Genomic DNA, 25,207 nt, shown 5'->3' with positions numbered 1-25,207 from the left:
ACCGGGGTCGGTTCGCATACTAAGCGGTCGCTTGCCGATCAGGGAACAGTCACGCGGGTCACGCCTGCCGGGGCTTCGCGCGGACGTGCATCCGCTCCCCCTGCGGACCGAACAGGCTCAGGAATTCCGCGGGCCCCTCCCCCGTCGACCCGAACCAGTGCGGCACCCGGGTGTCGAACTCGGCGGCCTCACCCGCCGTGAGCACCACGTCGTGCTCGCCGAGCACGACCCGCAGCCGCCCGGACAGCACGTACAGCCACTCGTAGCCCTCATGGGTGCGCGGTTCCGGCTCCTCCTCGCGCCGCGGCACCAGCACCTTGAAGGCCTGGAGGCCGCCGGGCTGCCGGGTGAGCGGCCAGAAGGTGCGCCCATGGCGGACCAGAGGCTCGGCCCGTACCCGCGGATCCCCCACCGGCGGCGCCCCGATCAGCTCGTCCAGCGGCACCTGGTGGGCCTGGGCGATCGGCAGCAGCAGCTCCAGGCTCGGCTTGCGCAGCCCGGACTCCAGCCGCGACAGGGTGCTGACGGAGATGCCGGTCGTCTCGGCCAGCGCCGCCAGGGTCACCTCGCGGTCCTTGCGGATCCGCCGCAGCCGGGGGCCCACCTCTGCGAGAACGTCCTCAGTCGTCATGACGACAATTGCAGAATCGGCAAAGAAGTTTGTCAATCCCGCGTCCCGGAGCGACCGTGACGGCATGAGCGAGACAGACGACATGACCGAGACCTACGAAGTGATCGTGATCGGCGGCGGAGCGGCCGGCCTCTCCGCAGCCCTGGTCCTGGGCCGCTCCCGGCGCCGCACCCTGGTCGTCGACGCGGGCGAGCCGCGCAACGCCCCCTCCGCCCACATGCAGGGCTATCTGTCCCGGGACGGAATGGCGCCGGGCGAGTTCCTGCGGATCGGGCGCGAGGAGATCGCCCGGTACGGGGTGGAGCTCGTCCGGGACCGGGCGGTCGACGTCAGCAAGGACGAGGACTTCACCGTCGTCCTGGCCGGCGGACGCAGTCTCCGGGCCCGGCGGCTGGTGATCGCCACCGGACTCAAGGACGAGCTGCCGGAGGTGCCGGGGCTCGCCGGGCGGTTCGGACGGGACGCGCTGCACTGCCCGTACTGCCACGGCTGGGAGGTGCGCGACCAGGCCTTCGGAGTGCTCGCGACGAGCCCGCTGAGCGTCCACCAGGCCCTGATCGTCTCCCAGTGGTCCAAGGACGTGACGCTCTTCCTGCACGAGGTCGACGAGAGCGAGCTGACCGGCGACGACCTGCGCCGACTGGCAGCCGCCGGGGTCGAGACGGTGCCCGGCGCGGTCGCCGAGGTGCTGGTCGAGGACGACCGGCTCACCGGCGTACGCCTCGCCGACGGCTCGGTGCACCACCGCCAGGTGCTGTTCGTGGCGCCCCGCGCCGTCCCGCGAACGGACCTGCTCCAGCGGCTGGGCGCGGAGCTGACGGAGACCCCGTTCGGCGCCTACCCCGTGGTCGACCCGACGGGCCTGACCAGCGTGCCCGGCGTGTGGGCCGCCGGCAACGCGATGGGCTTCGCCGAGCAGGTCGTGAACGCCGCCGCCGGCGGCTACCGGGCGGGGGCCACCATCAACGGAGAACTGCTGATGACCGACCTGGATGCCCAGCCCTGAGTGCGGGTCGCGCCCCGTCGGGGCGGCACCGTACGGAGTGTGAAGCGGCCGGGGCCGGGGCACCATGGGCTGCATGCTGCTGACCCGGCTGGCCCAGGTGTCCCAGGAGGTCGCCGCGACCTCGGCCCGGTCCCGGAAGGTCGCCCTGCTGGCGGAGCTGTTCCGGGACGCCGAGGCCGCGGACGTGCCGATCGTCATCCCGTACCTGGCGGGACGGCTGCCGCAGGGGCGGCTCGGCGTCGGCTGGAAGGTGCTCGGCCGCCCGGTCGCCCCCGCCGCCGAACCCACCCTCACGGTGGCCGGGGTCGACGCCCTGCTCACCGAACTCGGCAAGGTGTCGGGCGCCGGTTCGCAGGCCGAACGGGCCCGGCTGGTGGGCGAGCTGATGGGCGCGGCCACGGCGGACGAACAGCGGTTCCTGCTCGGTCTGCTGACCGGCGAGGTCCGCCAGGGCGCCCTGGACGCGGTCGCGGTGGAAGGGCTGGCGCAGGCCGTTCAGGCACCCGCGGCGGACGTGCGGCGGGCGGTGATGCTGGCCGGCTCGCTCCAGACGGTGGCCGAGGCCCTCCTCGCCGACGGCCCCGCCGCGCTGGAGCGCTTCCGGCTCACCGTGGGCCGCCCGGTCCTGCCGATGCTGGCGCACAGCGCCTCCTCGGTGTCCGAGGCGGTGGAGAAGCTCGGCACCTGCGCGGTGGAGGAGAAACTGGACGGCATCCGCGTCCAGCTCCACCGGGACGGCGACACCGTACGGGTCTACACCCGCACCCTCGACGACATCACCGACCGGCTGCCCGAAGTGACCTCCGCGGCACTGGAGTTGCGGGGAGAGCGGTTCATCCTGGACGGCGAGGTCATCGCCTTCGACGAGCAGGGGCGGCCCCGCTCCTTCCAGGAGACGGCGGGCCGGGTCGGCTCCCGGGTGGACGTGGCGACGGCGGCACGCGCGGTCCCCGTCTCCCCCGTCTTCTTCGACGCGCTCTCCGTCGACGGCCACGACCTGCTCGACCTCCCCTTCGCCGACCGCCACGCGCAACTGGCCCGGCTCGTCCCCGAGCCGATGCGGGTCCGGCGCACCCTGGTCTCCGGACCCGAGGACGTGCGGCAGGCCGAGGACTTCCTCGCCGAGACCCTGGAGCGCGGCCACGAGGGCGTGGTCGTCAAGGGACTGGACGCCGCCTACAGCGCGGGCCGGCGCGGCGCGTCCTGGCTGAAGGTCAAGCCGGTGCACACCCTCGACCTGGTCGTCCTGGCCGCCGAGTGGGGCCACGGCCGGCGCACCGGCAAGCTCTCCAACCTGCACCTCGGCGCCCGCACCGCCGACGGCTCCTTCGCCATGCTCGGCAAGACCTTCAAGGGCATGACCGACGCGATGCTCACCTGGCAGACGGAACGCCTGCAGGAGCTGGCGGTCGAGGAGAGCGGCTACGTCGTCACCGTACGCCCCGAACTCGTCGTCGAGATCGCCTACGACGGCCTGCAGCGGTCCACCCGCTACCCGGCCGGTGTCACCCTCCGGTTCGCCCGGGTGATCCGCTACCGGGAGGACAAGCGTCCCGAGGAGGCGGACACCGTGGAAACCCTGCTGGCCGCGCATCCCGAGGTGAGGCCGTGAAGTACAGCGCGGGCCTGCTGCTGTTCCGCCGGACAGAAGCGGGCGTGGAGGTGCTGCTCGGCCACATGGGCGGCCCCTACTTCGCGCACCGCGACGCAGGGGCGTGGGGCGTGCCGAAGGGCGAGTACGAACCGGAGTCGGAGACCGCGTGGGACGCGGCCCGGCGCGAGTTCCAGGAGGAACTCGGCCTGCCGCCGCCCGACGGCGACGCCGTGCCCCTCGGCGAGGCCCGCCAGTCCAACGGCAAGCTGGTCACCGTGTGGGCGATCGAGGCCGACCTCGATCCGGACACCGTCACCCCGGGCACCTTCCGGATGGAGTGGCCCCCGAAGTCGGGCCTGACCGAGGAGTTCCCTGAGCTGGACCGGGTGGCCTGGTTCGGGCTGGACCGCGCCCGGGAGGTGATCGTCAAGGCCCAGGGCGCGTTTCTGGACCGGCTGGCGGAGCACTCGGGCTGAGCCGCCCGCGTTGCGGCCACCGGCGACGCGCGGGAAGGTCGAAGCACATCAGCTCCCCGGGAGGTCAGTCATGCCCATCGCAACGGTGAACCCGGCGAACGGCGAGACACTCAAGACGTACGAGGCCATGGGCGCGGAGGAGATCGAGCGCCGCCTGCAGCTCGCCGAGGCCACGTTCCGCACGTACCGGACGACGACGTTCGACGAGCGGGCGCGGCTGCTGAACCGGGCCGCCGACCTCCTGGACGAGGACCAGCGGGACATCGCCCGGGTGATGACCACCGAGATGGGCAAGCCCGTCAAGCAGGCCCGAGCCGAGGCCGCCAAGTGCGCCAAGGCGATGCGCTGGTACGCCGGACGCGCCGAGGCGCTCCTCGCCGACGAGGTGCCCGACGACACCGATGTGCGGGACTCCGGCGCCGCCCGGGTCCGGGTCCGCTACCGCCCGCTCGGCCCGGTGCTCGCGGTGATGCCGTGGAACTTCCCGCTGTGGCAGGTGATGCGCTTCGCCGCGCCCGCGCTCATGGCGGGCAACGTCGGCCTGCTCAAGCACGCCTCCAACGTGCCGCAGACCGCGCTGTACCTGGAGGACCTGTTCCACCGTGCGGGCTTCCCGGAGGGCACCTTCCAGACGCTGCTGATCGGCTCCGGCGCCGTCGAGGAGATCCTGCGCGACGAGCGCGTCAAGGCAGCCACCCTCACCGGGAGCGAGCCCGCGGGCCGGGCGGTCGCCTCGGTCTGCGGCGACATGGTGAAGAAGACGGTGCTCGAGCTCGGCGGCAGCGACCCGTACATCGTCATGCCCTCGGCCGACCTCGACCGGGCCGCCGAGGTCGCGGTCACCGCGCGGGTGCAGAACAACGGGCAGTCGTGCATCGCCGCCAAGCGGTTCATCGTGCACACCGATGTCTACGACGCCTTCGCGGAGCGGTTCACGGCCGGCATGCAGGCGCTGAAGGTCGGCGACCCGATGGAGGAGGACACCGAGGTCGGGCCGGTCGCGACCGAGCAGGGGCGGACCGATCTGGAGGAACTCGTCGACGACGCGCGGCGGAGCGGGGCTCAGGTGCTGTGCGGCGGCCACCGGCTGCGCCGGCCCGAGCTGCCCGGCTGGTACTACCCGCCGACCGTGCTGGCCGGCATCACCCGCGGGATGCGCATCCACCGCGAGGAGGCCTTCGGTCCCGTCGCCACGCTGTACCGCGCGGGTGACCTCGACGAGGCCGTGCTCATCGCCAACGACACGCCGTTCGGACTGAGTTCGAACGTGTGGACGCGCGACGAGGCCGAGGCCGACCGGTTCGAGCGGGACCTGGACGCCGGCAGCGTGTACGTGAACGGGATGACGGCCTCCCACCCGGCGTTCCCGTTCGGCGGGGCCAAGCGGTCCGGGTACGGACGTGAGCTGTCCGGGCACGGAATCAGGGAGTTCTGCAACATCACCACGGTTTGGCACGGGGCGTGAGCGCTGCGCGGCTACCATCCCGTTTGTGAACCGCGAAGTGACTCTGCCTCTGATCGTCGACGACCGCGGGACCTTGCAGGTGGCTGCCGCCGATGTGAGCAAGTTGTTGCGGACCGTGGGTGGGCGGTGGCTGCATCTCGTCGAGGCCGGGGAGGATCTCGACGAGGACACCGTGGCCGCGCTGACCATCGAGCTGGCCAAGCTCGCGGACCGTATCGATGTCGCCTGTATCGCGCACAGCAGCGGCAGCGCGCCGTAGGAGCTCTTCTTCGTCTGTCGCCGGGTGCCGGTTCGTCGTGGCCGGCCGCCCCTCGGTACGGACGGTCATCGCGCGTTCGGCGTAGCCCGACGCGAAGTCGCCGCGTCCTCGGGTGAAGGTGGACTGGACCACCCTCTGAGGCGAAAGCAGGCACGGTTCATGGCGACTTTGTGCAGACCCTCGGTGTCCGTTCCGGAGCACGTGATCACGATGGAGGAGACGCTGGAGCTGGCGCGCTCCCGCCACGCCGACCACCCTCAACTGCCGCTGGCTCTCCGGCTGATCGAGAACACGGGTGTGAAGACCCGGCACATCGTGCAGCCCATCGAGGAGACGCTGAAGCATCCCGGCTTCGAGGAGCGCAACAAGATCTATGTGTCGGAGGCGAAGGCCCGGGTCCCCTCCGTCGTCCAGCGGGCGCTCGACGACGCGGAACTGCTCACCACCGACATCGACGTGATCATCTACGTCTCGTGCACGGGCTTCATGATGCCCTCGCTCACGGCCTGGCTGATCAACGAGATGTCCTTCGACGCCACCACCCGTCAGATACCCATAGCCCAGCTGGGCTGCGCGGCCGGCGGCGCGGCGATCAACCGGGCGCACGACTTCTGCATGGCCTACCCCAAGGCCAACGCGCTCATCGTGGCCTGCGAGTTCTGCTCGCTGTGCTACCAGCCCACCGACATCGGCGTCGGCTCCCTGCTCTCCAACGGCCTGTTCGGCGACGGGATCGCCGCGGCCGTGGTGCGCGGCCGGGGCGGCGAGGGCATCGAACTGGAGCGCAACGGCTCGTACCTGATCCCCAAGACCGAAGAGTGGATCATGTACGACGTCCGCGCCACCGGCTTCCACTTCCTGCTGGACAAACGGGTGCCGGCCACCATGGAGCCGCTCGCCCCGGCGCTCCAGGACCTCGCGGGGCTGCACGGCTGGGACGCCGCCGACCTGGACTTCTACATCGTCCACGCGGGCGGGCCCCGCATTCTCGACGACCTGAGCAAGTTCCTCCAGGTCGACCCGCACGCCTTCCGGTTCAGCCGGGCCACGCTCACCGAGTACGGCAACATCGCCAGCGCCGTCGTCCTGGACGCGCTGCGCCGGCTGTTCGACGAGGGCGGGGCCCAGGACCGGGCGCGCGGGCTGCTCGCCGGGTTCGGTCCCGGCATCACCGCCGAGATGGCACTCGGCCGCTGGCGCACGGACGAAGAGGCGGTATGACCGAAGAGACGCTCACCGAGATCCTCCCCCCGATCCGGCACTGGCCGGCGCTCGATCTGACCGGGGTCGACTTCGACCCCGTGCTGACCGAGCTGATGCGGGAGGGCCCCATCACCCGGATCCAGCTGCCCAACGGCGAGGGCTGGGCCTGGCTGGTCACCCGGTACGAGGACGTACGCATGGTGACCAACGACCCCCGGTTCAGCCGCGAGGCCGTCATGGACCGGCCGGTCACCCGGCTCGCCCCGCACTTCATCCCGGCCCGCGGGGCGGTCGGTTTCCTGGACCCGCCCGACCACACCCGGCTGCGCCGCTCGGTGGCAGCCGCGTTCACGGCCAAGGGTGTGGAGCGCATCCGCGACATGTCCCGCCGGATGCTGGACGACCTGGTCGGTGAACTCCTCGCGGCCGGGCCGCCGGCCGACCTCACCGCGACGGTCCTGTCCCCGTTCCCCATCGCGGTGATCTGCGAGCTGATGGGCGTGCCGGCCGCGGACCGCCACACCATGCACACCTGGACCCAGCTGATCCTGTCCTCCGCGCACGGCGCGGACGTCAGCGAGAAGGCGAAGAACGAGATGGGCGCCTACTTCGCCGATCTCATCGGGCTCCGGGAGGGCAGTTCCGCCGAGGACGTCACCTCCCTGCTCGGCGCCGCCGTGGGCCGGGAGGAGGTGACGCTGGAGGAGGCCGTGGGGCTCGCGGTGCTCCTGCAGATCGGCGGCGAGGCGGTCACCAACAACAGCGGGCAGATGTTCTACATCCTGCTGACCCGCCCCGACCTCGCCGAACGCCTGCGCACGGAGCCGGAGATCCGGCCCCAGGCCATCGACGAGCTGCTGCGCTACATCCCGCACCGCAGCGCGGTGGGCCTGTCGCGGATCGCGACGGAGGACGTGGGCATCCAGGGCGTACGGATCCGGGCCGGGGACGCGATCTACGTGTCGTACCTGGCCGCCAACCGGGACCCGGACGTCTTCCCGTTCCCCGAGACGATCGACTTCTCGCGCTCGCCGAACCCGCATGTGGCCTTCGGCTTCGGTCCGCACTACTGCCCCGGCGGCATGCTGGCCCGGATGGAGTCGCAGCTGCTGGTGGACGCGCTGCTGGACCGGCTGCCGGGGCTGAAGCTGGCCGTGCCGCCGGAGAAGGTGCCGTTCCGCAAGGGCGCGCTGATCCGCGGGCCCGAGGCGCTGCCGGTGACGTGGTGAGCGGTCGATGACGGCGACGGAGGGACTGCTGGTGCCGCCGGGGCAGGGCCGGGTCGTGCAGACCCCGGCCCAGCACGTGACCTTCAAGGTCACCGGCTCGCACTCCCGGATGGCGTCCACGTTCGAAGTGATCGTGCCGCCCGGCTTCGATGTGGGCGCGCATGTGCACACCCGCAGCGAGGAGTTGTTCTACGTGCTCGAGGGCGAGCTGGACGTGCTCGCCTTCGAGCCGAGGATCCGGACGCCCGACAACTGGCAGCGCTGGGAGTCCCCTTCGGGCAACCGGGTGGTACGCGCGACACCGGGCACGGTGATCGTCGTACCGCCCGGCTGTCCGCACGCCTTCGCCAACCCGACGGACGAGCCCGCGAAGATGTTCTTCCAGGCGAGCCCGCCGCCGGACCACGAGCGGTACTTCGAGGAACTCCTGGAGATCCTGGGCAACGGGGGTCCGCCGGATCATGCGGCGATCGAGGAGCTGCGCAAGCGGTACGACATCGAGCAGCTGACGCCGCTCAGGCATCGCTAGCGGATGGGCATCCCCGAGAGCGTCCGGGCGATCACCAGGCGCTGGATCTCGCTCGTGCCCTCGAAGATCGTGTAGATGGCCGCGTCCCGGTGCATCCGCTCCACCGGGTACTCCCGGGTGTAGCCGTTGCCGCCGAGGATCTGGATCGCCTGCCCGGTGACCTTCTTGGCCGTCTCGCTGGCGAACAGCTTCGACATCGAGCCCTCGGCGGCGGTGAACGGCTTGCCGTTGACCGCCATCCAGGACGCCCGCCAGACCAGCAGCCGTGCCGCGTCGATCGACGTCCGCATGTCGGCGAGCTGGAAGGCGACGCCCTGGTTGTCGATGATCGGGCGGCCGAACTGCTCACGGGTGGTGGCGTAGTCCAGCGCCACCTCGTAGGCGGCGCGTGCGGTGCCCACCGCCATGGCGCCGACCGCCGGACGCGAGGCCTCGAAGGTCGCCATCGCCGCGTTCTTCACTCGCTCGCCGCCGCTGCGGGCCCGCTCCCGGGCACGGGCCAGGCGCTCGTCGAGCTTCTCCTTGCCGCCGAGCAGGCAGGAGCCGGGGACGCGGACGTTCTCCAGGACGACCTCGGCGGTGTGCGAGGCGCGGATGCCGTGCTTCTTGAACTTCTGGCCCTGGGACAGGCCCGGCGTGTTCGGCGGGACGATGAAGGAGGCGTGGCCCTTGGAGCCGAGCCCGGGGTCGACGACCGCGACGACGACGTGGACGTTGGCGATGCCGCCGTTGGTCGCCCAGGTCTTCGTGCCGTTGAGCACCCACTCGTCCTTGGCCTCGTCGTACACGGCACGCGTGCGCATGGAGGCGACGTCGGAGCCGGCGTCGGGCTCGGAGGAGCAGAAGGCCGCCACCTTGACATCGTTGGCGTCGCCGTACATCTGGGGGATCCAGGTGCCGATCTGCTCCTCGGTGCCGTTGGCGAGGACGCCCACGGCGGCGAGGCCGGTGCCGACGATGGACAGGGCGATGCCGGCGTCGCCCCAGAACAGTTCCTCCATCGCCATCGGGATTCCGAGACCCGTGGCGTCGAAGTACTGCTGGGCGTAGAAGTCGAGGGAGTAGATTCCGACCTTGGCGGCCTCCTGGATGACCGGCCAGGGAGTCTCCTCACGCTCGTCCCATTCGGCGGCCGCGGGGCGGATGACATCGGCGGCGAAACCGTGCAGCCAGTCCCGGACCTCCTTCTGTTCGTCGTTGAGCTCCATGGTGAACTCGGCCATGTCCCCTCCAGCGGCAGCGCACTGCATGTTACTTGCGGTAACCGCAGTCTGTTACCGACGGGTAGGAAAAGTCAACTCCTGATGACCGGTCGGTAGCCCGTTCGAAGTCGAGAACGTGTTGAGTGTTAGTTTGCGCAGGCGTCACCGAAAAAGCACGGGTGGGGAGAGCACATGGACACCACACAGCGGACCGAGCAGCAGCGGTCCGCGGACCGCCGTCGGCGCGAGCTGCTGGAGGCCGCCGACCGGGTGGTGCTGCGCGACGGCCCGCAGGCCTCGATGAACGCGATCGCCGCCGAGGCGGGCATCACCAAGCCGATCCTCTACCGGCACTTCGGCGACAAGGGCGGGCTGTACGCGGCCTTGGCCAAGCGGCACACGGACGCGCTGCTGGACTCGCTGCGGGCCGCGCTGGACGCCCCCGCGGAGCGACGCGAGCGGGTGGAGGCCACCCTGGACACCTACTTGGCCGCCATCGAGGCACGGCCCCAGGTGTACCGGTTCCTGATGCACCCCGCCGAGGGCGGGCAGACCGCGGACCAGGGGTTCGACGTCGGCAAGCACTCGGCCCCGCTGCTGCGGCGGATGGGTGAGGAGCTGGCGCAGGTCATCGAGGAGCGGCTGGACCTCGGACCGGGCAGCCAGCAGCTGGCCCGGGTGTGGGGCCACGGGATCGTCGGGATGATGCATGCCGCGGGCGACTGGTGGCTGGGGGAACGCCCGTGTTCCCGGGCCGAGTTGGTGCGGAGCCTGGCGGATCTGCTGTGGGGCCGTCTCGCGGCGGCCGGCGACAAGGTGGGTGGCCCGGGTTTCTGAGTCAGCCGCTCCAGGAGGCTCGCGCCGCCTGCCGCATCAGCCGCCGGTGCCGCCACCCCGTGACGCGGTCCGCATACACCGTCCCCGCCACGTGGTCGCACTCGTGCTGCAGACACCTCGCGAAGAAACCCGTCCCATGCACCGTCACCGGCTCCCCCGCCACCGTGAACCCCTCGACCACCGCATGGTCGTACCGTTCCGTCCCCGCTTCCAGGCCCGGCAGGGACAGGCACCCCTCCGGGCCCCGCACCACCACACCGTCGGCCTCGACCAGACGCGGATTCACCACATGGCCCAGATGCCGTACGTCCTCGTCGTCGGGGCAGTCGTAGACGAACACCCGCAGCGGCACGCCGACTTGGTTCGCCGCGAGGCCGACGCCCTGCGCCGCGTACATCGTGGCGAACATGTCCTCGACGAGCCTCGCCAGTTCGGGGCCGAAGTCCGTGACCTCCTCGGCGGGGGTATGCAGGACCGGGTCGCCGAGCAGAGTGAGAGGCCGGACCCGCCCGTGGGCGCCCGGAATCGAGCCGTGTCGCATGGGCGCAAGACTACGGCCGATTCGGGAGCGCGAATGGATCTCGATAGGCTGACCACCTACGACGTTGGGAGGATCGAGGACTGATGGCAGGCAACTCGGACCCGCTCACTCCGCGGGCCAAGATCGCCGTGACCGCGGGCAAGGCGGTCGCGGCGGCATCGCGCGCAGCGGGGCGCGGCAGCGGTTCGGTGATCGGTGGCCGGGTGGCGCTCAAGCTCGACCCCGACCTTCTCGCACGGCTCGCGCAGAACCTGGACGTGGTCCTGGTGTCGGCGACCAATGGCAAGACCACGACCACCCGGCTGATCGCGGAGGCTCTCGGCGCCGCGGGCCCGGTGGTCTCCAACGCGCTCGGCGCCAACATGCCCGCCGGTATCACCTCCGCGCTGGCCGGTGGCTCGGAGGCCCGCTACGGCGTCATCGAGGTCGACGAGAAGTACCTCGCGGGCGTCGCCCGGGACACCGACCCGAAGTGCATCGCCCTGCTGAACCTCTCCCGCGACCAGCTCGACCGCGCCGCCGAGACCCGGATGCTCGCCGAGAACTGGCGTGAGGGGCTCGCGGGGTCGAAGGCCGTGATCGTCGCCAACGCCGACGACCCGCTGGTGGTGTGGGCCGCGTCCTCCTCCCCCAATGTGATCTGGGTCGCCGCCGGGCAGATGTGGAAGGACGACGCCTGGTCCTGCCCGTCCTGCGGCGGTGTGATGCAGCGGCCGGGCGACGACTGGTTCTGCGGCGAGTGCGGATTCCGCCGGCCGACGCCGAGCTGGGCGCTGTCCGGGGACCACGTCCTCGACCCGCACGGCTCCGCCTGGCCCATCCACCTCCAGCTGCCGGGCCGCGCCAACAAGGCCAACGCCGCCTCCTCGGCCGCCGTCGCCGCCGTGTTCGGGGTGCCGCCGCAGGTGGCCCTGGAGCGCATGTACCAGGTGCAGGCGGTCGCCGGACGCTACGACGTCGTCCAGTTCCAGGGCCGCGACCTGCGCCTGCTGCTGGCGAAGAACCCGGCCGGCTGGCTGGAGACGTTCTCCCTGATCGACCCGCCGCCCACCCCGGTGATCCTCTCGGTGAACGCGCGCGGCGCCGACGGCACCGACACCTCCTGGCTGTGGGACGTCGACTACACGCGTCTGACCGGGCACCCGATCTGCGTCATCGGGGACCGCAAGCTCGACCTCGCGGTGCGTCTGGAAGTGGCCAACCAGCACTTCCAGGTCTGCGAGAACCTCGACCAGGCCGTGCAGCAGTGCCCGCCGGGACGGATCGAGGTCATCGCCAACTACACCGCGTTCCAGGACCTGCGCCGCCGCGTCGGCAACTGACGTATCCGTAAGGACAGTGACCTCATGAGCGACAACCAACTGCGGGTCGTCTGGATCTATCCGGACCTGCTGAGCACCTACGGCGACCAGGGCAACGTCCTCGTCGTGGAGCGCCGGGCGCGGCAGCGCGGCCTGGACGTGGCCCGCCTCGACGTGCGCAGCGACCAGCCGATCCCGACCTCCGGGGACATCTACCTGATCGGCGGCGGCGAGGACCGGCCGCAGCGGCTCGCGGCGGAGCGGCTGCGCCGGGACGGCGGTCTGCACCGGGCCGTGGGCAACGGCGCGATCGTCTTCTCGGTCTGCGCCGGCTACCAGATCCTCGGCCACGAGTTCATCAACGACCTCGGGCAGCGCGAGCCCGGTCTCGGTCTGCTGGACGTGGTGTCGGTGCGCGGCGAGGGCCAGCGGTGCGTCGGTGACGTGCTCGCCGACATCGACCCGCGCCTCGGCCTGCCCCCGCTGACCGGCTTCGAGAACCACCAGGGCGTCACCCACCTCGGCCCCACCGCCCGCCCGCTCGCCCAGGTCCGCCTCGGCAACGGCAACGGCACGGGGGACGGCACCGAGGGCGCGTACAACGACACCGTCTTCGGTACGTACATGCACGGCCCGGTGCTGGCCCGGAACCCGCTCATCGCCGATCTGCTGCTGAAGCTGGCGCTGGACGTCAACGCCCTGCCGCCGACCGACGACCGCTGGTACGAGGCGCTGCGCACCGAGCGCATCGCGGCCGCCCAGCAGCCGGCCTAGCCGGTGCTCCAGAGGTACTGAAGCGGCCTTCCAGCACGCCCTGCCACCGTGCTCCCCGGGCCCGCCTGACGGCATCTCCGCTCACATGTGCGGACGCGTCCAGCAGGCGGACGCCCGGTACGGTGCCACCCCCTCACGCCGGTAGGGTGGCCGGGATCCAGCCGGACAGCGTGGTCCGGTCCCCGGCCCACGTTGAGAAGGTATTTCGGGCTATGCGCATTGGTGTCCTCACGTCCGGCGGCGACTGCCCCGGCCTGAACGCCGTCATCCGGTCCGTCGTGCACCGTGCCGTCGTCGACCACGGCGACGAGGTCATCGGTTTCCGGGACGGCTGGAAAGGCCTCCTGGAGTGCGACTACCTCAAGCTCGACCTGGACGCGGTGGGCGGCATCCTCGCCCGCGGCGGCACCATCCTCGGGTCCTCCCGGGTGCAGCCCTCGCACCTGCGGGACGGCGTGCAGCGGGCCAAGGGCCATGTCCAGGAACTCGGGCTCGACGCGATCATCCCGATCGGCGGTGAGGGCACGCTGAAGGCCGCCCGGCTGCTGTCGGACGGCGGGCTGCCCATCGTCGGCGTGCCCAAGACCATCGACAACGACATCGCCGTCACGGACGTCACCTTCGGCTTCGACACCGCGGTCGGTGTCGCCACCGAGGCGCTCGACCGGCTCAAGACGACCGCCGAGTCGCACCAGCGGGTGCTGGTCGTGGAGGTCATGGGCCGCCACACCGGCTGGATCGCCCTGCACTCCGGCATGGCGGCCGGCGCGCACGCCGTCGTCGTCCCGGAGCGCCCCTTCGACATCGAGGAGCTGACCCGCAAGGTCGGCGCGCGGTTCGAGGCGGGCAAGCGGTTCGCGATCGTCGTCGCCGCGGAGGGCGCCAAGCCGGCGCCGGGCTCCATGGAGTTCGACGAGGGCGGCAAGGACGTCTACGGCCACGAGCGCTTCGCGGGCATCGCGCGGCAGCTCTCCATCGAGCTGGAGCACCGGCTCGGCAAGGAGGCCCGGCCGGTGATCCTCGGGCATGTGCAGCGCGGCGGTACGCCCACCGCCTACGACCGGGTCCTGGCGACCCGGTTCGGATGGCACGCGGTGGAGGCCGTGCACCGCGGCGAGTTCGGGAAGATGACCGCGCTGCGCGGCACCGACATCGTGATGGTGTCCCTGGCCGAGGCCGTCGAGACGCTGAAGACGGTGCCGGAGGACCGGTACACCGAGGCGGAGTGCGTGCTGTAGTCCAGCCCGCAACGGAACGGCCCCCGGTCACGAGCGTGACCGGGGGCCGTTCTACTGTGGGGGCCGGACAGACTTGCACAACCCCCACGAAACAGGAGCCGGCGGATGGATCACAGCGGGCACGGCATGATGGTGGATCTGCCGCCGTTCACGCTGGGGCGGGGGCTCCAGTGGTCGCCGGATCCCTTCTTCCTCGTCGCGTGTCTGGCCGGGCTCGCCCTGTACGCGTGGGGGGTCGTGCGGCTGCGGCGGCGCGGGGACGCCTGGCCGGTGGCCCGTACGGTCTCGTACGTCGCCGGGGTGCTGACCATCGCGCTGGTGATGTGCACCGCGCTCAACGACTACGGCATGGTCATGTTCAGCGTGCACATGGTGCAGCACATGGTGATCAGCATGCTGTCGCCGATCCTGATCCTGCTCGGCGCCCCGGTCACCCTCGCCCTGCGCGCGCTGCCGGTCGCGGCCCGGGGCCGCAAGGGGCCCCGCGAGCTGCTGCTGGCGCTGCTGCACAGCCGCTACATGCGGATCATCACGCACCCCGCCTTCACCATTCCGCTGTTCATCGCGAGCCTGTACGCGCTGTACTTCACCCCGCTCTTCGACTTCCTGATGGGCTCCACGGTCGGGCACGTCGGAATGATGGTGCACTTCCTCGCCGTGGGCGTGGTGTTCTTCTGGCCGATCATCGGCGTGGACCCGGGGCCGCACCGGCCCGGGTATCTGATGCGGATGCTGGAGCTGTTCGCGGGGATGCCGTTCCACGCGTTCTTCGGGATCGCGCTGATGATGGCGTCGTCGCCGATGGTCGGCACGTTCGAGAACCCGCCCGCCTCGCTCGGCATCGACGCGCTCTCCGACCAGAACGCCGCCGGGGGCATCGCCTGGGCGTTCAGCGAGGTCCCGTCCGTCCTGGTGCTGATCGCGCTGCTGTTCCAGTGGTACCGCTCCGAGCAGCGACAGGCCCGGCGCACGGACCGCGCGGCCGACCGGGACGGCGACAAGGAGCTGGAGGCGTACAACGCCTACCTGGCCTCCCTGAACGCCCGCGGGAACTGAGACGCACGTTCGAATCCAGGGCGTGGCAGCCCCGAAAATCGGGCACATGTTTCCTTCGGGGCACCGTCCGGCGGCAGAACGGGGCACCATGGTGGGGGACGAACCATGAGGAGGGTGTTGCGATGCCCGGTTCTACGGACGGCTCTACGCGGACGATGGGGGTGCTCACCGTCGGCGGACTCGTCGCGGTGACCGCCTACACGGTGGCGCTCGGCAGCAACGGCTGGCTGTGGTTCGGCTGGATCGTGCTCGGGATGATCACCCTCGGCATGGTGGTCACCCGCCCCTCGTGACGGCTCAGGCGCCGGTCAGCCGGCCCGCGGAGTGCACGCCCGGCTGGTACTTGGGCAGCCGGGCGGTGACCTTCATCCCCGCTCCCACGGCGGTCTCGATGACGAGGCCGTAGTCGTCGCCGTAGACCTGGCGGAGCCGGTCGTCGACGTTGGACAGGCCGATCCCGCCGGACGGGCTGACCTCGCCGGCGAGGATGCGGCGCAGCAGGGCGGGGTCCATGCCCACGCCGTCGTCCTCGATGACGACCAGGGCCTCCGCCCCCGTGTCCTGTGCGGTGATGCTGATCCGGCACTTGTCGGTCCTGCCCTCCAGACCGTGCTTGACGGCGTTCTCGACCAGCGGCTGCAGGCAGAGGAAGGGCAGCGCGACCGGGAGGACCTCGGGGGCGATCTGCAGGGTCACCGAGAGGCGGTCGCCGAAGCGGGCCCGGACCAGCGCCAGGTAGTGGTCGATGGCGTGGAGCTCGTCGGCGAGGGTGGTGAAGTCGCCGTGCCTGCGGAACGAGTAGCGGGTGAAGTCGGCGAACTCCAGGAGCAGTTCGCGGGCGCGCTCGGGGTCGGTGCGGACGAAGCTGGCGATCACCGCGAGCGAGTTGAAGATGAAGTGCGGGGAGATCTGGGCCCGCAGCGCTTTGATCTCGGCCTCGATCAGCCGGGTCCGGGACTGGTCGAGGTCGGCCAGCTCCAGCTGGACCGAGACCCAGCGGGCGACCTCCCCGGCCGCGCGGACCAGGACCGCGGACTCGCGGGGCGCGCAGGCGACCAGGGCGCCGTGGACGCGGTCGTCGACGGTGAGCGGGGCGACGACCGCCCAGCGCAGGGGACAGTCGGGGGTGTCGCAGGTCAGCGGGAACGCCTCGCCGCGGCCGGACTCCAGCGGTCCGGCGAGCCGTTCCATGATCTCGGCGCGGTGGTGCGCGCCGACGCCGTCCCAGGCCAGCATCCCCTCGCGGTCGGTCAGGCACAGGGCGTCCGTGCCGAGCAGGGAGCGCAGCCGGCGGGCCGACTTGCGGGCGGTCTCCTCGGTCAGTCCCGCCCGCAGCGGAGGCGCGGCGAGGGAGGCGGTGTGCAGGGTCTCGAAGGTGGCGTGCTCGACCGGCGTACCGAGCCCGCCCTGGTTCTCGGGCCGCGCGGTACGCCGGCCCAGCCAGAATCCCGCCGCCAGCAACGGCAGGATCGCCACGCACAGCCCGGCGACGAATCCGCTCATGCTCACACCGTTCATGCCTTCACCTCCGCGCGGCGCTCCGCGGGGTGAGCCGGAACAGGCCGTCGGGCGGCTGCCGCGCCGTTCACGCCTTCACCTCCGCCAGTTCCTCCGGCAGGTGGAAGCGGGCCAGGATGGATGCCGTTCCGGGCGGAACCCGGCTCGGGGTGGCCAGGGAGACCAGGGTCATCGTGAGGAAGCCCAGCGGTACCGACCAGAGGGCGGGCCAGGCCAGCAGGGCGTGCAGGGCGCCGGTGCCGGGCAGACCGGCCATGGTCGCGGCGACGGCGAGCAGGGCGGAGCCGCCGCCCACCAGCATCCCGGCGGCCGCCCCCTGCGGGGTGAGCCGGCGCCACCAGATGCCCAGCACCAGCAGCGGGCAGAAGGAGGACGCGGACACGGCGAAGGCGAGCCCCACGGCGTCGGCCACCGGCAGCCCGCCGACCAGGGCGCTCGCCGCGAGCGGTACGGCCATCGCCAGCAGCGTGCCGAGCCGGAAGTGCCGTACGCCCCGCGAGGGGAGGACGTCCTGGGTGAGGACGCCCGCGACGGCCATGGTCAGTCCCGAGGCGGTCGACAGGAACGCGGCGAACGCTCCCCCGGCGACCAGCGCGCCGAGCAGGTCGCCGCCCAGGCCCCCGATCATCCGCTCCGGCAGCAGCAGCACGGCGGCGTCCGCGTCGCCGGTGAGGGTGAGCTCGGGGGCGTACAGCCGGCCGAGGGCGCCGTAGACCGGGGGCAGCAGGTAGAAGGCGCCGATCAGGCCGAGGACGGCGACGGTGGTGCGGCGGGCGGCGACGCCGTGCGGGCTGGTGTAGAAGCGGACGACGACGTGCGGCAGGCCCATGGTGCCGAGGAAGGTGGCGAGGATCAGCCCGTACGTGGCGTACAGCGGGCGTTCACCGCGGCTCTCGGCCTGGGAGGGCGACAGGCCCCCGTCGCCGTCGCGTTCGGCCTCGGGGACGTGGGCGCCCCGGGCGAACGTCAGCCGGGTGCCGGCCTCGATGCGATGGCTGCCGACGGGGAGTTCGAGCCGCTGGTCCTCGTGCGGGCGGCCGTCGACGGTACCGCTCACGGTGACGGTCAGCGGACGCTCCAGGCGCAGCTCCAGGCTGTCGTCGACGCGGATCGTGCGCTGTTCGCGGAAGGCGGCGGGTTCGTCGAAGGCGTGGTGCGGGGCGCCGTCGCGCTGCCAGGCGAGGACCAGGAAGAGGGCGGGCACCAGCAGGGCCGTGAGCTTCAGCCAGTACTGGAAGGCCTGCACGAAGGTGATGCTGCGCATGCCGCCCGCGGCGACGATGGCGACCACCACGACCGCCACGATCACCCCGCCGAGCCAGTCGGGCGCACGGGTGAGGACGGTCAGCGTCAGCCCGGCGCCCTGCAGCTGGGGCAGCAGATAGAGCCAGCCGACCCCCACCACGAAGGCCCCGGCCAGCCGCCGTACCGCCGAGGAGGCGAGCCGGGCCTCGGCGAAGTCGGGGAGCGTGTAGGCGCCGGAGCGGCGCAGCGGGGCGGCGACGAAGAGGAGCAGGACCAGATAGCCGGCGGTGTAGCCGACCGGGTACCAGAGCATGTCGGGGCCCTGGACGAGAACCAGGCCGGCGATGCCGAGGAAGGACGCGGCGGAGAGGTACTCGCCGCTGATGGCGGCCGCGTTCAGGCGAGGTCCGACGGTGCGGGAGGCGACGTAGAAGTCGGAGGTGGTGCGGGAGATGCGCAGGCCGAAGGCGCCGACGAACACGGTCGCCAGGACGACGAGCGCGACGGCGGGGACGGCGTAGTTCTCGTTCACGGTCCGTCGGCCCTCAGCGGTCCTGGTCCTCGACGAGGCGCACGAGGTCCCGCTCGTTGCGCTCGGCGCGCCGCACGTACCAGCGGGCGAGCAGCACGAGCGGGGCGTACAGGCCGAAGCCGAGGACCGTCCATTCCAGGCGGTCGGAGTCCGGGACGGTGGCGAACAGCAGCGGCAGCGGTCCGACGAGCAGTACGAGGACGGCGACCACGGCGAGGGCGGCGCGCAGTTGGGAGCGCATCAGGGAGCGGACGTAGGTGTGGCCGAGGGTGGTCTGCTCGTCGATCTCGGTGCGCGGACGGTAGTAGCCGGACGGGGGGCGGCGGGGCGGGCCGGTGACGACGACGCGGCGCTCGGCGGGGTCCTGGCCGGGCATCGTCAGGTCCTCCTCATCAGCAGGTCCCGCAGCTCCCGCGCGTGCCGCCTGCTGACCTGCAGTTCCTCGGAGCCGACCAGGACGCTCACGGTGCCCGCGTCCAGGCGGAGTTCGCCGATGTGGCGCAGGGCGACCAGATGGCGGCGGTGGATGCGGACGAAGCCGCGGGAGCGCCAGCGCTCCTCCAGGGTGGACAGCGGGATGCGGACGAGGTGGCTGCCCTTGTCGGTGTGCAGGCGGGCGTAGTCGCCCTGGGCCTCGACATGGGTGATGTCGTCGACGGGGACGAACCGGGTCACCCCGCCGAGTTCGACGGGTATGTGGTCGGGGTCGGGCTCGTGGACGGGTATGCGGGAGCCGGTGCCGATGAGTTCGGCGGCCCGGCGGACCGCCTCGGCGAGCCGCTCCTTGCGGACCGGTTTGAGGACGTAGTCGACGGCCTTGAGGTCGAAGGCCTGCACGGCGAAGTCCTCGTGCGCGGTGACGAACACGACCAGCGGCGGCTTGGCGAACCCGGTGAGCAGCCGGGCCAGGTCGAGTCCGTCGAGGCCGGGCATGTTGATGTCGAGGAAGACGACGTCGATCGCCTCGGGCCCGCCCGGCCCCGACTCCAGCGCGCGGTTGATCCGGCGCAGCGCCACGGTGGCGTCCCCCGCGCCCTCCGCGCTGCCGATCCGGGGATCGGCGTTGAGGAGGAACAGCAGTTCCTCCAGCGAGGGGCTTTCGTCGTCGACAGCCAGGGCGCGCAGCATGAACGTGGAGTGTAGGAGCAATTCGTACGCCTGCACACGGGCGCAGGGAAGACGTTCCCGCTGGATAGGGTGCCGCCATGAACAGCAGGCCCACGCCGTTCGACGAGCTCGACCGGAAGATCCTCACCGCCCTGATGGCGAACGCCCGGAGCAGTTTCGCCGAGATCGGCGCGGACGTCGGACTGTCCTCCACGGCGGTCAAGCGGCGGGTGGACCGGCTGCGGGAGTCCGGTGTGATCACCGGGTTCACGGCCACGGTGAAGCCGTCCGCGCTGGGCTGGCGCACGGAGGCGTACGTCGAGGTGTACTGCGAGGGCGCGGCCCCGCCGCGGCGGCTCGCGGAGGTGGCCCGCAACCATCCGGAGATCACCGCGGCGATGACGGTGACCGGTGGCGCGGACGCGCTGCTGCACGTCCGGGCGCGGGACGTGGAGCACTTCGAGGAGGTGCTGGAGCGGATCCGCGTGGAGCCGTTCATCCGCAAGACGATCAGCGTGATGGTGCTGTCCCACCTCCTGCCGGACAGCCCGGAGGCGGGCGCCAGCCAGCCGGCCCCCGACGGCGCAGCAGACGTGCGCTGAGCGGCGAGAACACGCAGCATTCCTGCGCGAACGCGCAGCTCTTGTTCCTTGTCGGGCGTCTGGGTCCCTCCCTACCGTGGTGACAACCCCATCCACACCGCAGGAAGCGGAGGAACCCCTCTGTGCCCGAAAGCCGTGTGCAGCGCCGACGGCGCTTTCTCGTCTGCGAACCCAGACACTTCGCCGTGCAGTACGCGATCAATCCCTGGATGCATCCCGACAACCGGGTCGACGCCGGTCTGGCCCAGAAGCAGTGGCGGTCACTGATCCGCGCCTACCGCTCCCACGGCCACACCGTCGAGTCGGTGGAGCCGGTCCCCGGCCTGCCCGACATGGTCTTCGCCGCGAACTGCGCGGTGACCGTCGACGGCCGGGTCTTCGGCTCGCTCTTCCACGCGCCCGAGCGCCGCCCGGAGTCCACCCACTACGACACCTGGTTCAAGGCGTCCGGATTCGACGTCTACCGCCCGGAGTCGGTGTGCGAGGGCGAGGGCGACCTCGTCCCCACGGGCCGGTACGTGCTGGCCGGCACCGGCTTCCGCACGACCCGCGAGGCTCATCGCGAGGTGCAGGAGTTCTTCGGCGTCCCGGTGATCGGGCTGACGTTGGTGGACCCGTACTTCTACCACCTCGACACCGCGCTGTTCGTGCTCGACGACGGCCCCGAGGAGAACATCGCCTACTACCCGGAGGCGTTCTCGCCGGGCAGCCGCGAGGTGCTGCGGCGCCTGTACCCGGACGCCGTCCTGGCGACCCGCGAGGACGCGATGGCCTTCGGCCTGAACTCCGTCTCCGACGGCCTGCACGTCTTCATCGCGCCGGGCGCGACCGCCCTGGCCGACCAGCTCGCCCTGCGCGGCTACGTCCCCGTCCCCGTCGACCTGTCCGAGCTGCACAAGGCCGGCGGCGGCATCAAGTGCTGCACCCAGGAGATCCGCTCATGACCGCACCCGCGCGCACCCGTTCCTCCGCCGACCTGATCCGTGCCGAGGAGCCCGTCCTCGCGCACAACTACCACCCGCTGCCGGTCGTCGTCGCGCGTGCCGAGGGCACCTGGGTGGAGGACGTCGAGGGCCGCCGGTACCTCGACATGCTGGCCGGCTACTCGGCGCTGAACTTCGGCCACCGCCACCCCGGCCTGATCGAGGCCGCCCACCGCCAGCTGGACCGGCTCACGCTGACCTCGCGCGCCTTCCACAACGACCGGCTCGCCGAGTTCGCCGAACGCCTCGCCGCGCTGACCGGCCTGGACATGGTGCTGCCCATGAACACCGGCGCCGAGGCGGTCGAGAGCGCCGTCAAGGTGGCCCGCAAGTGGGCGTACGAGGTCAAGGGCGTCCCCGCCGACCGGGCCACGATCGTGGTCGCGGCGGACAACTTCCACGGCCGTACGACGACGATCGTCAGCTTCTCCACCGACGAGACGGCCCGCAGCGGCTTCGGCCCCTTCACCCCGGGGTTCCGGATCGTGCCGTACAACGACCTGGCCGCGCTGGAGGAGGCCGTCGACGACACCACGGCGGCGGTGCTCATCGAACCCATCCAGGGCGAGGCGGGCGTGCTCATCCCGGACGACGGCTATCTGGCCGGGGTGCGGGAGCTGACCCGGCGCACGGGGTGCCTGTTCATCGCGGACGAGATCCAGTCGGGCCTCGGCCGCACCGGCCGCACCCTCGCCGTCGAGCACGAGGCGGTCGTCCCCGACATGCTGCTCCTCGGCAAGGCGCTCGGCGGCGGCATCGTGCCGGTGTCCGCGGTGGTGGCCCGGCGGGAGGTGCTCGGGGTGCTGCGGCCCGGCGAGCACGGCTCGACGTTCGGCGGCAACCCGCTGGCCGCCGCGGTCGGCACCGCGGTGGTGGAACTGCTGGAGACGGGTGAATTCCAGCGCCGGGCGGCCGAGCTGGGCGTGGTCCTGCGGGGCGGTCTGACGGAGCTGGTCGGCAAGGGCGTCGTCGGCTTCCGCGCGCGCGGCCTGTGGGCGGGCGTGGACGTCGACCCGGCCGTGGGCAGCGGGCGGGAGATCGGTGAGCGGCTGATGCGGGAGGGTGTGCTGGTCAAGGACACCCACGGCTCCACCATCCGGCTCGCGCCCCCGCTGACGATCACCGCGGAGGAGCTGACCGGGGCACTCGCCTCGCTGGAGAAGGTGCTCGGGTAGGCCTGACCGCGCGGTGGCCGTCTTTGCTCCTCGCTGCGAGGGTGAACACTGGGATCAGAGGTGGTAGACCTCTGACGTGGACCGCTCTCAGCGAACCCAGCGACGGAGAGGTCGGCCGTGGGCACACACGAGGAGCACACCCCGGAGCGGCATCGGTTCGACGTGGCCGATGCCGCCCCCGTGCTGCTCGACGCCCAGGGGCTGGTGACCTGCTGGACCAGCGGGGCCCAGCGGCTGTTCGCGTATGCGGCGGCGGAGGTGGTGGGCCGGCCCGTCTCGGTCCTGCTGGCGGCCGGGGACGCGGCCCGCGTCCCCGAATTGGCCGAACGCTGTCGCCGGGACGGCGGATGGGCCGGGCTGCTGACCGCCCGGCGCGCGGACGGCCGCGAGCTACGGCTCATGGTGCGGGTCGTTGCGGCGCCGGAGCCGGGCGGCCCGGCACGCTGGCTGGCGCTGCTGTCGGAGATGGAGCAGGCGCCCGGCTGGAACATGAGCCGGCCGGTGCTGGAGCAGATGGTGGCCCGCTCGCCCGTCGGCATAGCGATCGTCGACACGGACCTGAGGTTCGTGTGGTCCAACGCCGCGCTGGAGCAGTTCGGCGGCGGACCGGCCCACCAGCGGCTCGGGCGGCGGCTCGGCGACATACAGCCCGGACTGGACGCGGCGGGCGTCGAGGCGCAGATGCGGCACGTGCTGGAGACCGGCGAGCCGGTGGTCGGGTACGAGCATCTGGGGCGGGTGCGCTCCGCCCCGCACCGGGAGACGGCGCACGTGATGTCGTTCACCCGGCTCGACGACGACCGGGGCCGGGCCATGGGCGTGTACTACACGGTCGTCGACGTCAGCGAGCGGCACCGCGCCCGCGGGCGGCTCGCCCTGCTGGACAAGGCGGGCCGGCACATCGGCCGCACCCTGGACGTGGTGCACACCGCCCAGGAGCTGGCCGACGTGGCCGTGCCCGGCTTCGCCGACCTGGCCCGGGTGGACCTGCTGGAGTCGGTGATCACCGGCGGGGAGCCTGCGCCGGGGCCGCTGAGCGACCGTGAACCGGTGGAGCTGCGCCGGGCGGGCCACCGCTCGGTGACCGAGGACGAGGCCGTCGGCATCGGCTCGGTCGCCACCTACCTGGCCGGATCGCCGCCGATCCGCTGCCTGACCACGGGCAGCTCCTGGCGCGCGGAGCAGCTCGATCCGCTGGCCCGGGAGTGGGCGGCGGACGTGCTCGGCCGGGAGGCCACCTTCCGGGAGCTGGGCCTGCACAGCGTGATGATCGTGCCGGTCCGGGCCCGGGGCGTGACCCTGGGCATCACCACGTTCTTCCGGCGGGGCCGCCAGGAGCCCTTCGACGAGGACGATCTGCGGCTTGCCGAGGACCTGGTGTCGCGGGCCGCGGTCTGCGTGGACAACGCCCGCCGCTACACCCGCGAACGGGACGCGGCCCTGGTCCTGCAGCGCAGTCTGCTCCCCCACCGGCTGTCCGACCAGGACGCCGTGGAGGTCGCCGCCTGCTACCGGCCCGCCGACGAGCTGACCGGCCTCGGCGGCGACTGGTACGACGTGGTGCCGCTGTCCGGGGCGCGGGTGGCCCTGGTGGTGGGCGAGGTTCCCGGGCACGGGATCGGCGCCGCCGCCGCCATGGGCCGGCTGCGGACAGCCGTACGGACGCTCGCCGCGCTGGACCTGCGGCCCGAGGAGGTGCTGGCCCACCTCGACGACCTGGTCGGACGGTCGGCCCGGGACGACGGCGTGGCGCCGGACACGGAGGGCGCCGACAGCATGCGGGCGGTGGGGTCGGGGTGCGTGTACGCGGTGTACGACCCGGTCGACGGGCAGTGCACCATGGCCGCCGCGGGCCATCCGTCCCCGGCCGTGGTGCTGCCCGACGGGGAGGTCACCTTCGTCGACCTGCCGCAGGGCCCGCCGCTGGGCATCGGCGGTCCGCCGTTCGAGTCGGTCGAGATGGTGCTGGCCGAGGGCAGCATCCTCGCCCTGTACACGGACGGTCTGCTGGCCCGCGGAGAGTCGTGGGCGATCGACGCGGACCCGGACCGGCTGCGGCCGGTCCTGGAGCGCCCCGCGGCCTCGCTCGCGCTGCGCTCGCGTGCGGTGGTCGACGCGCTGGTGCCGGTGCGGCCGCACGACGACGTGGTGCTGCTGATGGCCCGCACCCGGCTGCTCGGCGACGGCCAGGTCGCGGACTGGGACCTGCCGAGCGACCCCGCCATGGTCGCCGACGCCCGCAAGGGCGCCACCCGCCAGCTCACCGAGTGGGGCCTGGAGCCGCTGGCCTTCACCACCGAGCTGGTCGTCAGCGAGCTGGTCACCAACGCCATACGGCACGCCGGCGGGCCCATCCGGCTGCGGCTGATCAAGGAGCGCTCACTGATCTGCGAGGTCCTGGACGGCGGCGCCTCCGCACCCCATCTGCGCCACCCCCGCGTCACCGACGAGGGCGGCCGGGGGCTGCTGCTGGTGTCCCAGTTCGCCCAGCGGTGGGGCACGCGCTTCGCTCCCGAAGGGAAGATCATCTGGGCCGAGCAGTCGCTCACCGAGCCGATCGAATGATCCGTCCTTCGCCTGACGGGGCATGAGGTCCGGTGGCGGGGTACCCGTCGAGCCTGCCGGAAAGGTCTGAGCCAGTCGTCCCGGCCCGGTTACGGGCACCCTGGCCCATGCCTACACTGGCACCCCCACAACACGCCGG

At 72.0% G+C, this 25,207-nt stretch carries 25 protein-coding genes; 18 read left to right on the top strand and 7 right to left on the bottom strand.

Annotated elements, in window-relative coordinates; all coding sequences use genetic code 11:
* Positions 1–58: 58 nt before the first annotated feature.
* Positions 59–631, bottom strand: a complete 573-nt coding sequence (locus M8H82_RS15405; protein WP_250074187.1) for a helix-turn-helix domain-containing protein — start codon at positions 629–631, stop codon at positions 59–61.
* A 64-nt stretch (positions 632–695) separates the two neighbouring features.
* Here M8H82_RS15405 and M8H82_RS15400 point away from each other — a divergent pair, with 64 nt between their 5' ends.
* From M8H82_RS15400 to M8H82_RS15365, 8 genes are all read left to right on the top strand, one after another.
* Positions 696–1,637 carry an NAD(P)/FAD-dependent oxidoreductase gene (locus M8H82_RS15400; RefSeq protein ID WP_374211662.1) on the top strand — a complete coding sequence of 314 codons (942 nt, stop codon included), beginning with the start codon at positions 696–698 and terminating at the stop codon, positions 1,635–1,637.
* 73 nt (positions 1,638–1,710) lie between these two features.
* Positions 1,711–3,249, top strand: a complete 1,539-nt coding sequence (locus M8H82_RS15395; RefSeq protein WP_250074185.1) for an ATP-dependent DNA ligase — start codon at positions 1,711–1,713, stop codon at positions 3,247–3,249.
* Positions 3,246–3,707, top strand: coding sequence for an NUDIX domain-containing protein (locus tag M8H82_RS15390; protein WP_250074183.1), 462 nt, complete (start codon positions 3,246–3,248; stop codon positions 3,705–3,707). The genes M8H82_RS15395 and M8H82_RS15390 overlap by 4 nt, the downstream gene beginning before the upstream one ends.
* 70 nt (positions 3,708–3,777) lie before the next feature.
* Positions 3,778–5,172 carry an NADP-dependent succinic semialdehyde dehydrogenase gene (locus M8H82_RS15385; protein ID WP_250074181.1) on the top strand — a complete coding sequence of 465 codons (1,395 nt, stop codon included), beginning with the start codon at positions 3,778–3,780 and terminating at the stop codon, positions 5,170–5,172.
* A 25-nt stretch (positions 5,173–5,197) separates the two neighbouring features.
* Complete coding sequence (locus tag M8H82_RS15380; RefSeq protein ID WP_250074178.1) at positions 5,198–5,431, top strand: DUF6213 family protein; 234 nt, start codon at positions 5,198–5,200, stop codon at positions 5,429–5,431.
* A 135-nt stretch (positions 5,432–5,566) separates the two neighbouring features.
* On the top strand, positions 5,567–6,652 hold the full coding sequence (locus M8H82_RS15375; protein ID WP_284048941.1) for a type III polyketide synthase: 1,086 nt from the start codon (positions 5,567–5,569) through the stop codon (positions 6,650–6,652).
* Positions 6,649–7,863, top strand: coding sequence for a cytochrome P450 (locus M8H82_RS15370; RefSeq protein ID WP_250074173.1), 1,215 nt, complete (start codon positions 6,649–6,651; stop codon positions 7,861–7,863). Before M8H82_RS15375 ends, M8H82_RS15370 begins: the two co-directional genes overlap by 4 nt.
* A gap of 7 nt (positions 7,864–7,870) precedes the next feature.
* A complete protein-coding gene (locus M8H82_RS15365) occupies positions 7,871–8,392 on the top strand; it encodes a cupin domain-containing protein (RefSeq protein ID WP_250074171.1) in 522 nt (173 codons plus the stop codon).
* Here the strand turns inward: M8H82_RS15365 and M8H82_RS15360 are convergent.
* On the bottom strand, positions 8,389–9,615 hold the full coding sequence (locus tag M8H82_RS15360) for an acyl-CoA dehydrogenase family protein (RefSeq protein ID WP_250074169.1): 1,227 nt from the start codon (positions 9,613–9,615) through the stop codon (positions 8,389–8,391). The two genes, M8H82_RS15365 and M8H82_RS15360, sit on opposite strands and share 4 nt — an antisense overlap.
* Positions 9,616–9,786: 171 nt before the next feature.
* Here M8H82_RS15360 and M8H82_RS15355 point away from each other — a divergent pair, with 171 nt between their 5' ends.
* On the top strand, positions 9,787–10,431 hold the full coding sequence (locus M8H82_RS15355; RefSeq protein ID WP_250074167.1) for a TetR family transcriptional regulator: 645 nt from the start codon (positions 9,787–9,789) through the stop codon (positions 10,429–10,431).
* Between the two features lies 1 nt (position 10,432).
* Here the strand turns inward: M8H82_RS15355 and def are convergent, their stop codons facing one another.
* Entirely contained in the window at positions 10,433–10,972 is a 540-nt protein-coding gene (def, locus tag M8H82_RS15350; protein WP_250074164.1) for a peptide deformylase, read from the bottom strand.
* Between the two features lie 83 nt (positions 10,973–11,055).
* Between def and M8H82_RS15345 the strand changes: the two genes are divergently transcribed.
* The 5 genes from M8H82_RS15345 (at position 11,056) to M8H82_RS15325 (ending at position 15,634) form a co-directional block, all read left to right on the top strand.
* A complete protein-coding gene (locus M8H82_RS15345) occupies positions 11,056–12,294 on the top strand; it encodes a MurT ligase domain-containing protein (RefSeq protein ID WP_250074162.1) in 1,239 nt (412 codons plus the stop codon).
* A 24-nt stretch (positions 12,295–12,318) separates the two neighbouring features.
* Positions 12,319–13,047: a type 1 glutamine amidotransferase gene (locus tag M8H82_RS15340; protein WP_250074160.1), complete on the top strand. Its 729-nt coding sequence runs from the start codon at positions 12,319–12,321 to the stop codon at positions 13,045–13,047.
* A gap of 212 nt (positions 13,048–13,259) precedes the next feature.
* The gene (locus M8H82_RS15335) at positions 13,260–14,285 is read left to right on the top strand and encodes a 6-phosphofructokinase (RefSeq protein WP_250074157.1); all 1,026 of its coding nucleotides are present in this window, start codon (positions 13,260–13,262) and stop codon (positions 14,283–14,285) included.
* 105 nt (positions 14,286–14,390) lie between these two features.
* Positions 14,391–15,341 (top strand): cytochrome c oxidase assembly protein, encoded by a 951-nt coding sequence (locus M8H82_RS15330; RefSeq protein ID WP_250074155.1) that lies wholly within the window; start codon positions 14,391–14,393, stop codon positions 15,339–15,341.
* A 122-nt stretch (positions 15,342–15,463) separates the two neighbouring features.
* On the top strand, positions 15,464–15,634 hold the full coding sequence (locus M8H82_RS15325; RefSeq protein ID WP_250074154.1) for a hypothetical protein: 171 nt from the start codon (positions 15,464–15,466) through the stop codon (positions 15,632–15,634).
* 4 nt (positions 15,635–15,638) lie between these two features.
* On the opposite strand, the gene M8H82_RS15320 is transcribed toward M8H82_RS15325, so the two are convergent.
* From M8H82_RS15320 to M8H82_RS15305, 4 genes are all read right to left on the bottom strand, one after another.
* Positions 15,639–16,844, bottom strand: a complete 1,206-nt coding sequence (locus tag M8H82_RS15320) for a sensor histidine kinase (RefSeq protein WP_250074152.1) — start codon at positions 16,842–16,844, stop codon at positions 15,639–15,641.
* Positions 16,845–16,926: 82 nt separating this feature from the next.
* Positions 16,927–18,636: a cation acetate symporter gene (locus M8H82_RS15315; protein WP_250074150.1), complete on the bottom strand. Its 1,710-nt coding sequence runs from the start codon at positions 18,634–18,636 to the stop codon at positions 16,927–16,929.
* Between the two features lie 13 nt (positions 18,637–18,649).
* Positions 18,650–19,012 carry a hypothetical protein gene (locus tag M8H82_RS15310; protein WP_250074148.1) on the bottom strand — a complete coding sequence of 121 codons (363 nt, stop codon included), beginning with the start codon at positions 19,010–19,012 and terminating at the stop codon, positions 18,650–18,652.
* Between the two features lie 2 nt (positions 19,013–19,014).
* The gene (locus M8H82_RS15305; protein WP_250074146.1) at positions 19,015–19,764 is read right to left on the bottom strand and encodes a LytTR family DNA-binding domain-containing protein; all 750 of its coding nucleotides are present in this window, start codon (positions 19,762–19,764) and stop codon (positions 19,015–19,017) included.
* Positions 19,765–19,841: 77 nt separating this feature from the next.
* Between M8H82_RS15305 and M8H82_RS15300 the strand changes: the two genes are divergently transcribed.
* The 4 genes from M8H82_RS15300 (at position 19,842) to M8H82_RS15285 (ending at position 25,068) form a co-directional block, all read left to right on the top strand.
* Entirely contained in the window at positions 19,842–20,345 is a 504-nt protein-coding gene (locus M8H82_RS15300; RefSeq protein ID WP_250074144.1) for an Lrp/AsnC family transcriptional regulator, read from the top strand.
* A 122-nt stretch (positions 20,346–20,467) separates the two neighbouring features.
* The gene (ddaH, locus tag M8H82_RS15295; protein WP_250074142.1) at positions 20,468–21,289 is read left to right on the top strand and encodes a dimethylargininase; all 822 of its coding nucleotides are present in this window, start codon (positions 20,468–20,470) and stop codon (positions 21,287–21,289) included.
* Entirely contained in the window at positions 21,286–22,503 is a 1,218-nt protein-coding gene (gene rocD, locus M8H82_RS15290; RefSeq protein ID WP_250074140.1) for an ornithine--oxo-acid transaminase, read from the top strand. The genes ddaH and rocD overlap by 4 nt, the downstream gene beginning before the upstream one ends.
* 117 nt (positions 22,504–22,620) lie before the next feature.
* The gene (locus M8H82_RS15285) at positions 22,621–25,068 is read left to right on the top strand and encodes a SpoIIE family protein phosphatase (RefSeq protein ID WP_250074138.1); all 2,448 of its coding nucleotides are present in this window, start codon (positions 22,621–22,623) and stop codon (positions 25,066–25,068) included.
* Positions 25,069–25,207 lie beyond the last annotated feature (139 nt).

Source organism: Streptomyces sp. YS415, from assembly GCF_023544665.1.
GTDB lineage: Bacteria > Actinomycetota > Actinomycetes > Streptomycetales > Streptomycetaceae > Streptomyces.
This window is presented reverse-complemented; position numbering and strand designations above follow the sequence as displayed.

Bases quoted from the DNA above. Each gene is read 5' to 3' on its own strand.
- M8H82_RS15395 (WP_250074185.1), top strand. From the start codon at position 1,711: ATGCTGCTGACCCGGCTGGCCCAGGTGTCCCAGGAGGTCGCCGCGACC.
- M8H82_RS15405 (WP_250074187.1), bottom strand. From the start codon at position 631: ATGACGACTGAGGACGTTCTCGCAGAGGTGGGCCCCCGGCTGCGGCGG.
- M8H82_RS15340 (WP_250074160.1), top strand. From the start codon at position 12,319: ATGAGCGACAACCAACTGCGGGTCGTCTGGATCTATCCGGACCTGCTG.
- M8H82_RS15305 (WP_250074146.1), bottom strand. From the start codon at position 19,764: ATGCTGCGCGCCCTGGCTGTCGACGACGAAAGCCCCTCGCTGGAGGAA.
- M8H82_RS15355 (WP_250074167.1), top strand. From the start codon at position 9,787: ATGGACACCACACAGCGGACCGAGCAGCAGCGGTCCGCGGACCGCCGT.
- def (WP_250074164.1), bottom strand. From the start codon at position 10,972: ATGCGACACGGCTCGATTCCGGGCGCCCACGGGCGGGTCCGGCCTCTC.
- M8H82_RS15310 (WP_250074148.1), bottom strand. From the start codon at position 19,012: ATGCCCGGCCAGGACCCCGCCGAGCGCCGCGTCGTCGTCACCGGCCCG.
- M8H82_RS15360 (WP_250074169.1), bottom strand. From the start codon at position 9,615: ATGGCCGAGTTCACCATGGAGCTCAACGACGAACAGAAGGAGGTCCGG.
- M8H82_RS15325 (WP_250074154.1), top strand. From the start codon at position 15,464: ATGCCCGGTTCTACGGACGGCTCTACGCGGACGATGGGGGTGCTCACC.
- M8H82_RS15330 (WP_250074155.1), top strand. From the start codon at position 14,391: ATGGATCACAGCGGGCACGGCATGATGGTGGATCTGCCGCCGTTCACG.
- M8H82_RS15320 (WP_250074152.1), bottom strand. From the start codon at position 16,844: ATGAGCGGATTCGTCGCCGGGCTGTGCGTGGCGATCCTGCCGTTGCTG.
- M8H82_RS15300 (WP_250074144.1), top strand. From the start codon at position 19,842: ATGAACAGCAGGCCCACGCCGTTCGACGAGCTCGACCGGAAGATCCTC.
- rocD (WP_250074140.1), top strand. From the start codon at position 21,286: ATGACCGCACCCGCGCGCACCCGTTCCTCCGCCGACCTGATCCGTGCC.
- M8H82_RS15335 (WP_250074157.1), top strand. From the start codon at position 13,260: ATGCGCATTGGTGTCCTCACGTCCGGCGGCGACTGCCCCGGCCTGAAC.
- M8H82_RS15365 (WP_250074171.1), top strand. From the start codon at position 7,871: ATGACGGCGACGGAGGGACTGCTGGTGCCGCCGGGGCAGGGCCGGGTC.
- M8H82_RS15345 (WP_250074162.1), top strand. From the start codon at position 11,056: ATGGCAGGCAACTCGGACCCGCTCACTCCGCGGGCCAAGATCGCCGTG.
- M8H82_RS15385 (WP_250074181.1), top strand. From the start codon at position 3,778: ATGCCCATCGCAACGGTGAACCCGGCGAACGGCGAGACACTCAAGACG.
- M8H82_RS15400 (WP_374211662.1), top strand. From the start codon at position 696: ATGAGCGAGACAGACGACATGACCGAGACCTACGAAGTGATCGTGATC.
- M8H82_RS15370 (WP_250074173.1), top strand. From the start codon at position 6,649: ATGACCGAAGAGACGCTCACCGAGATCCTCCCCCCGATCCGGCACTGG.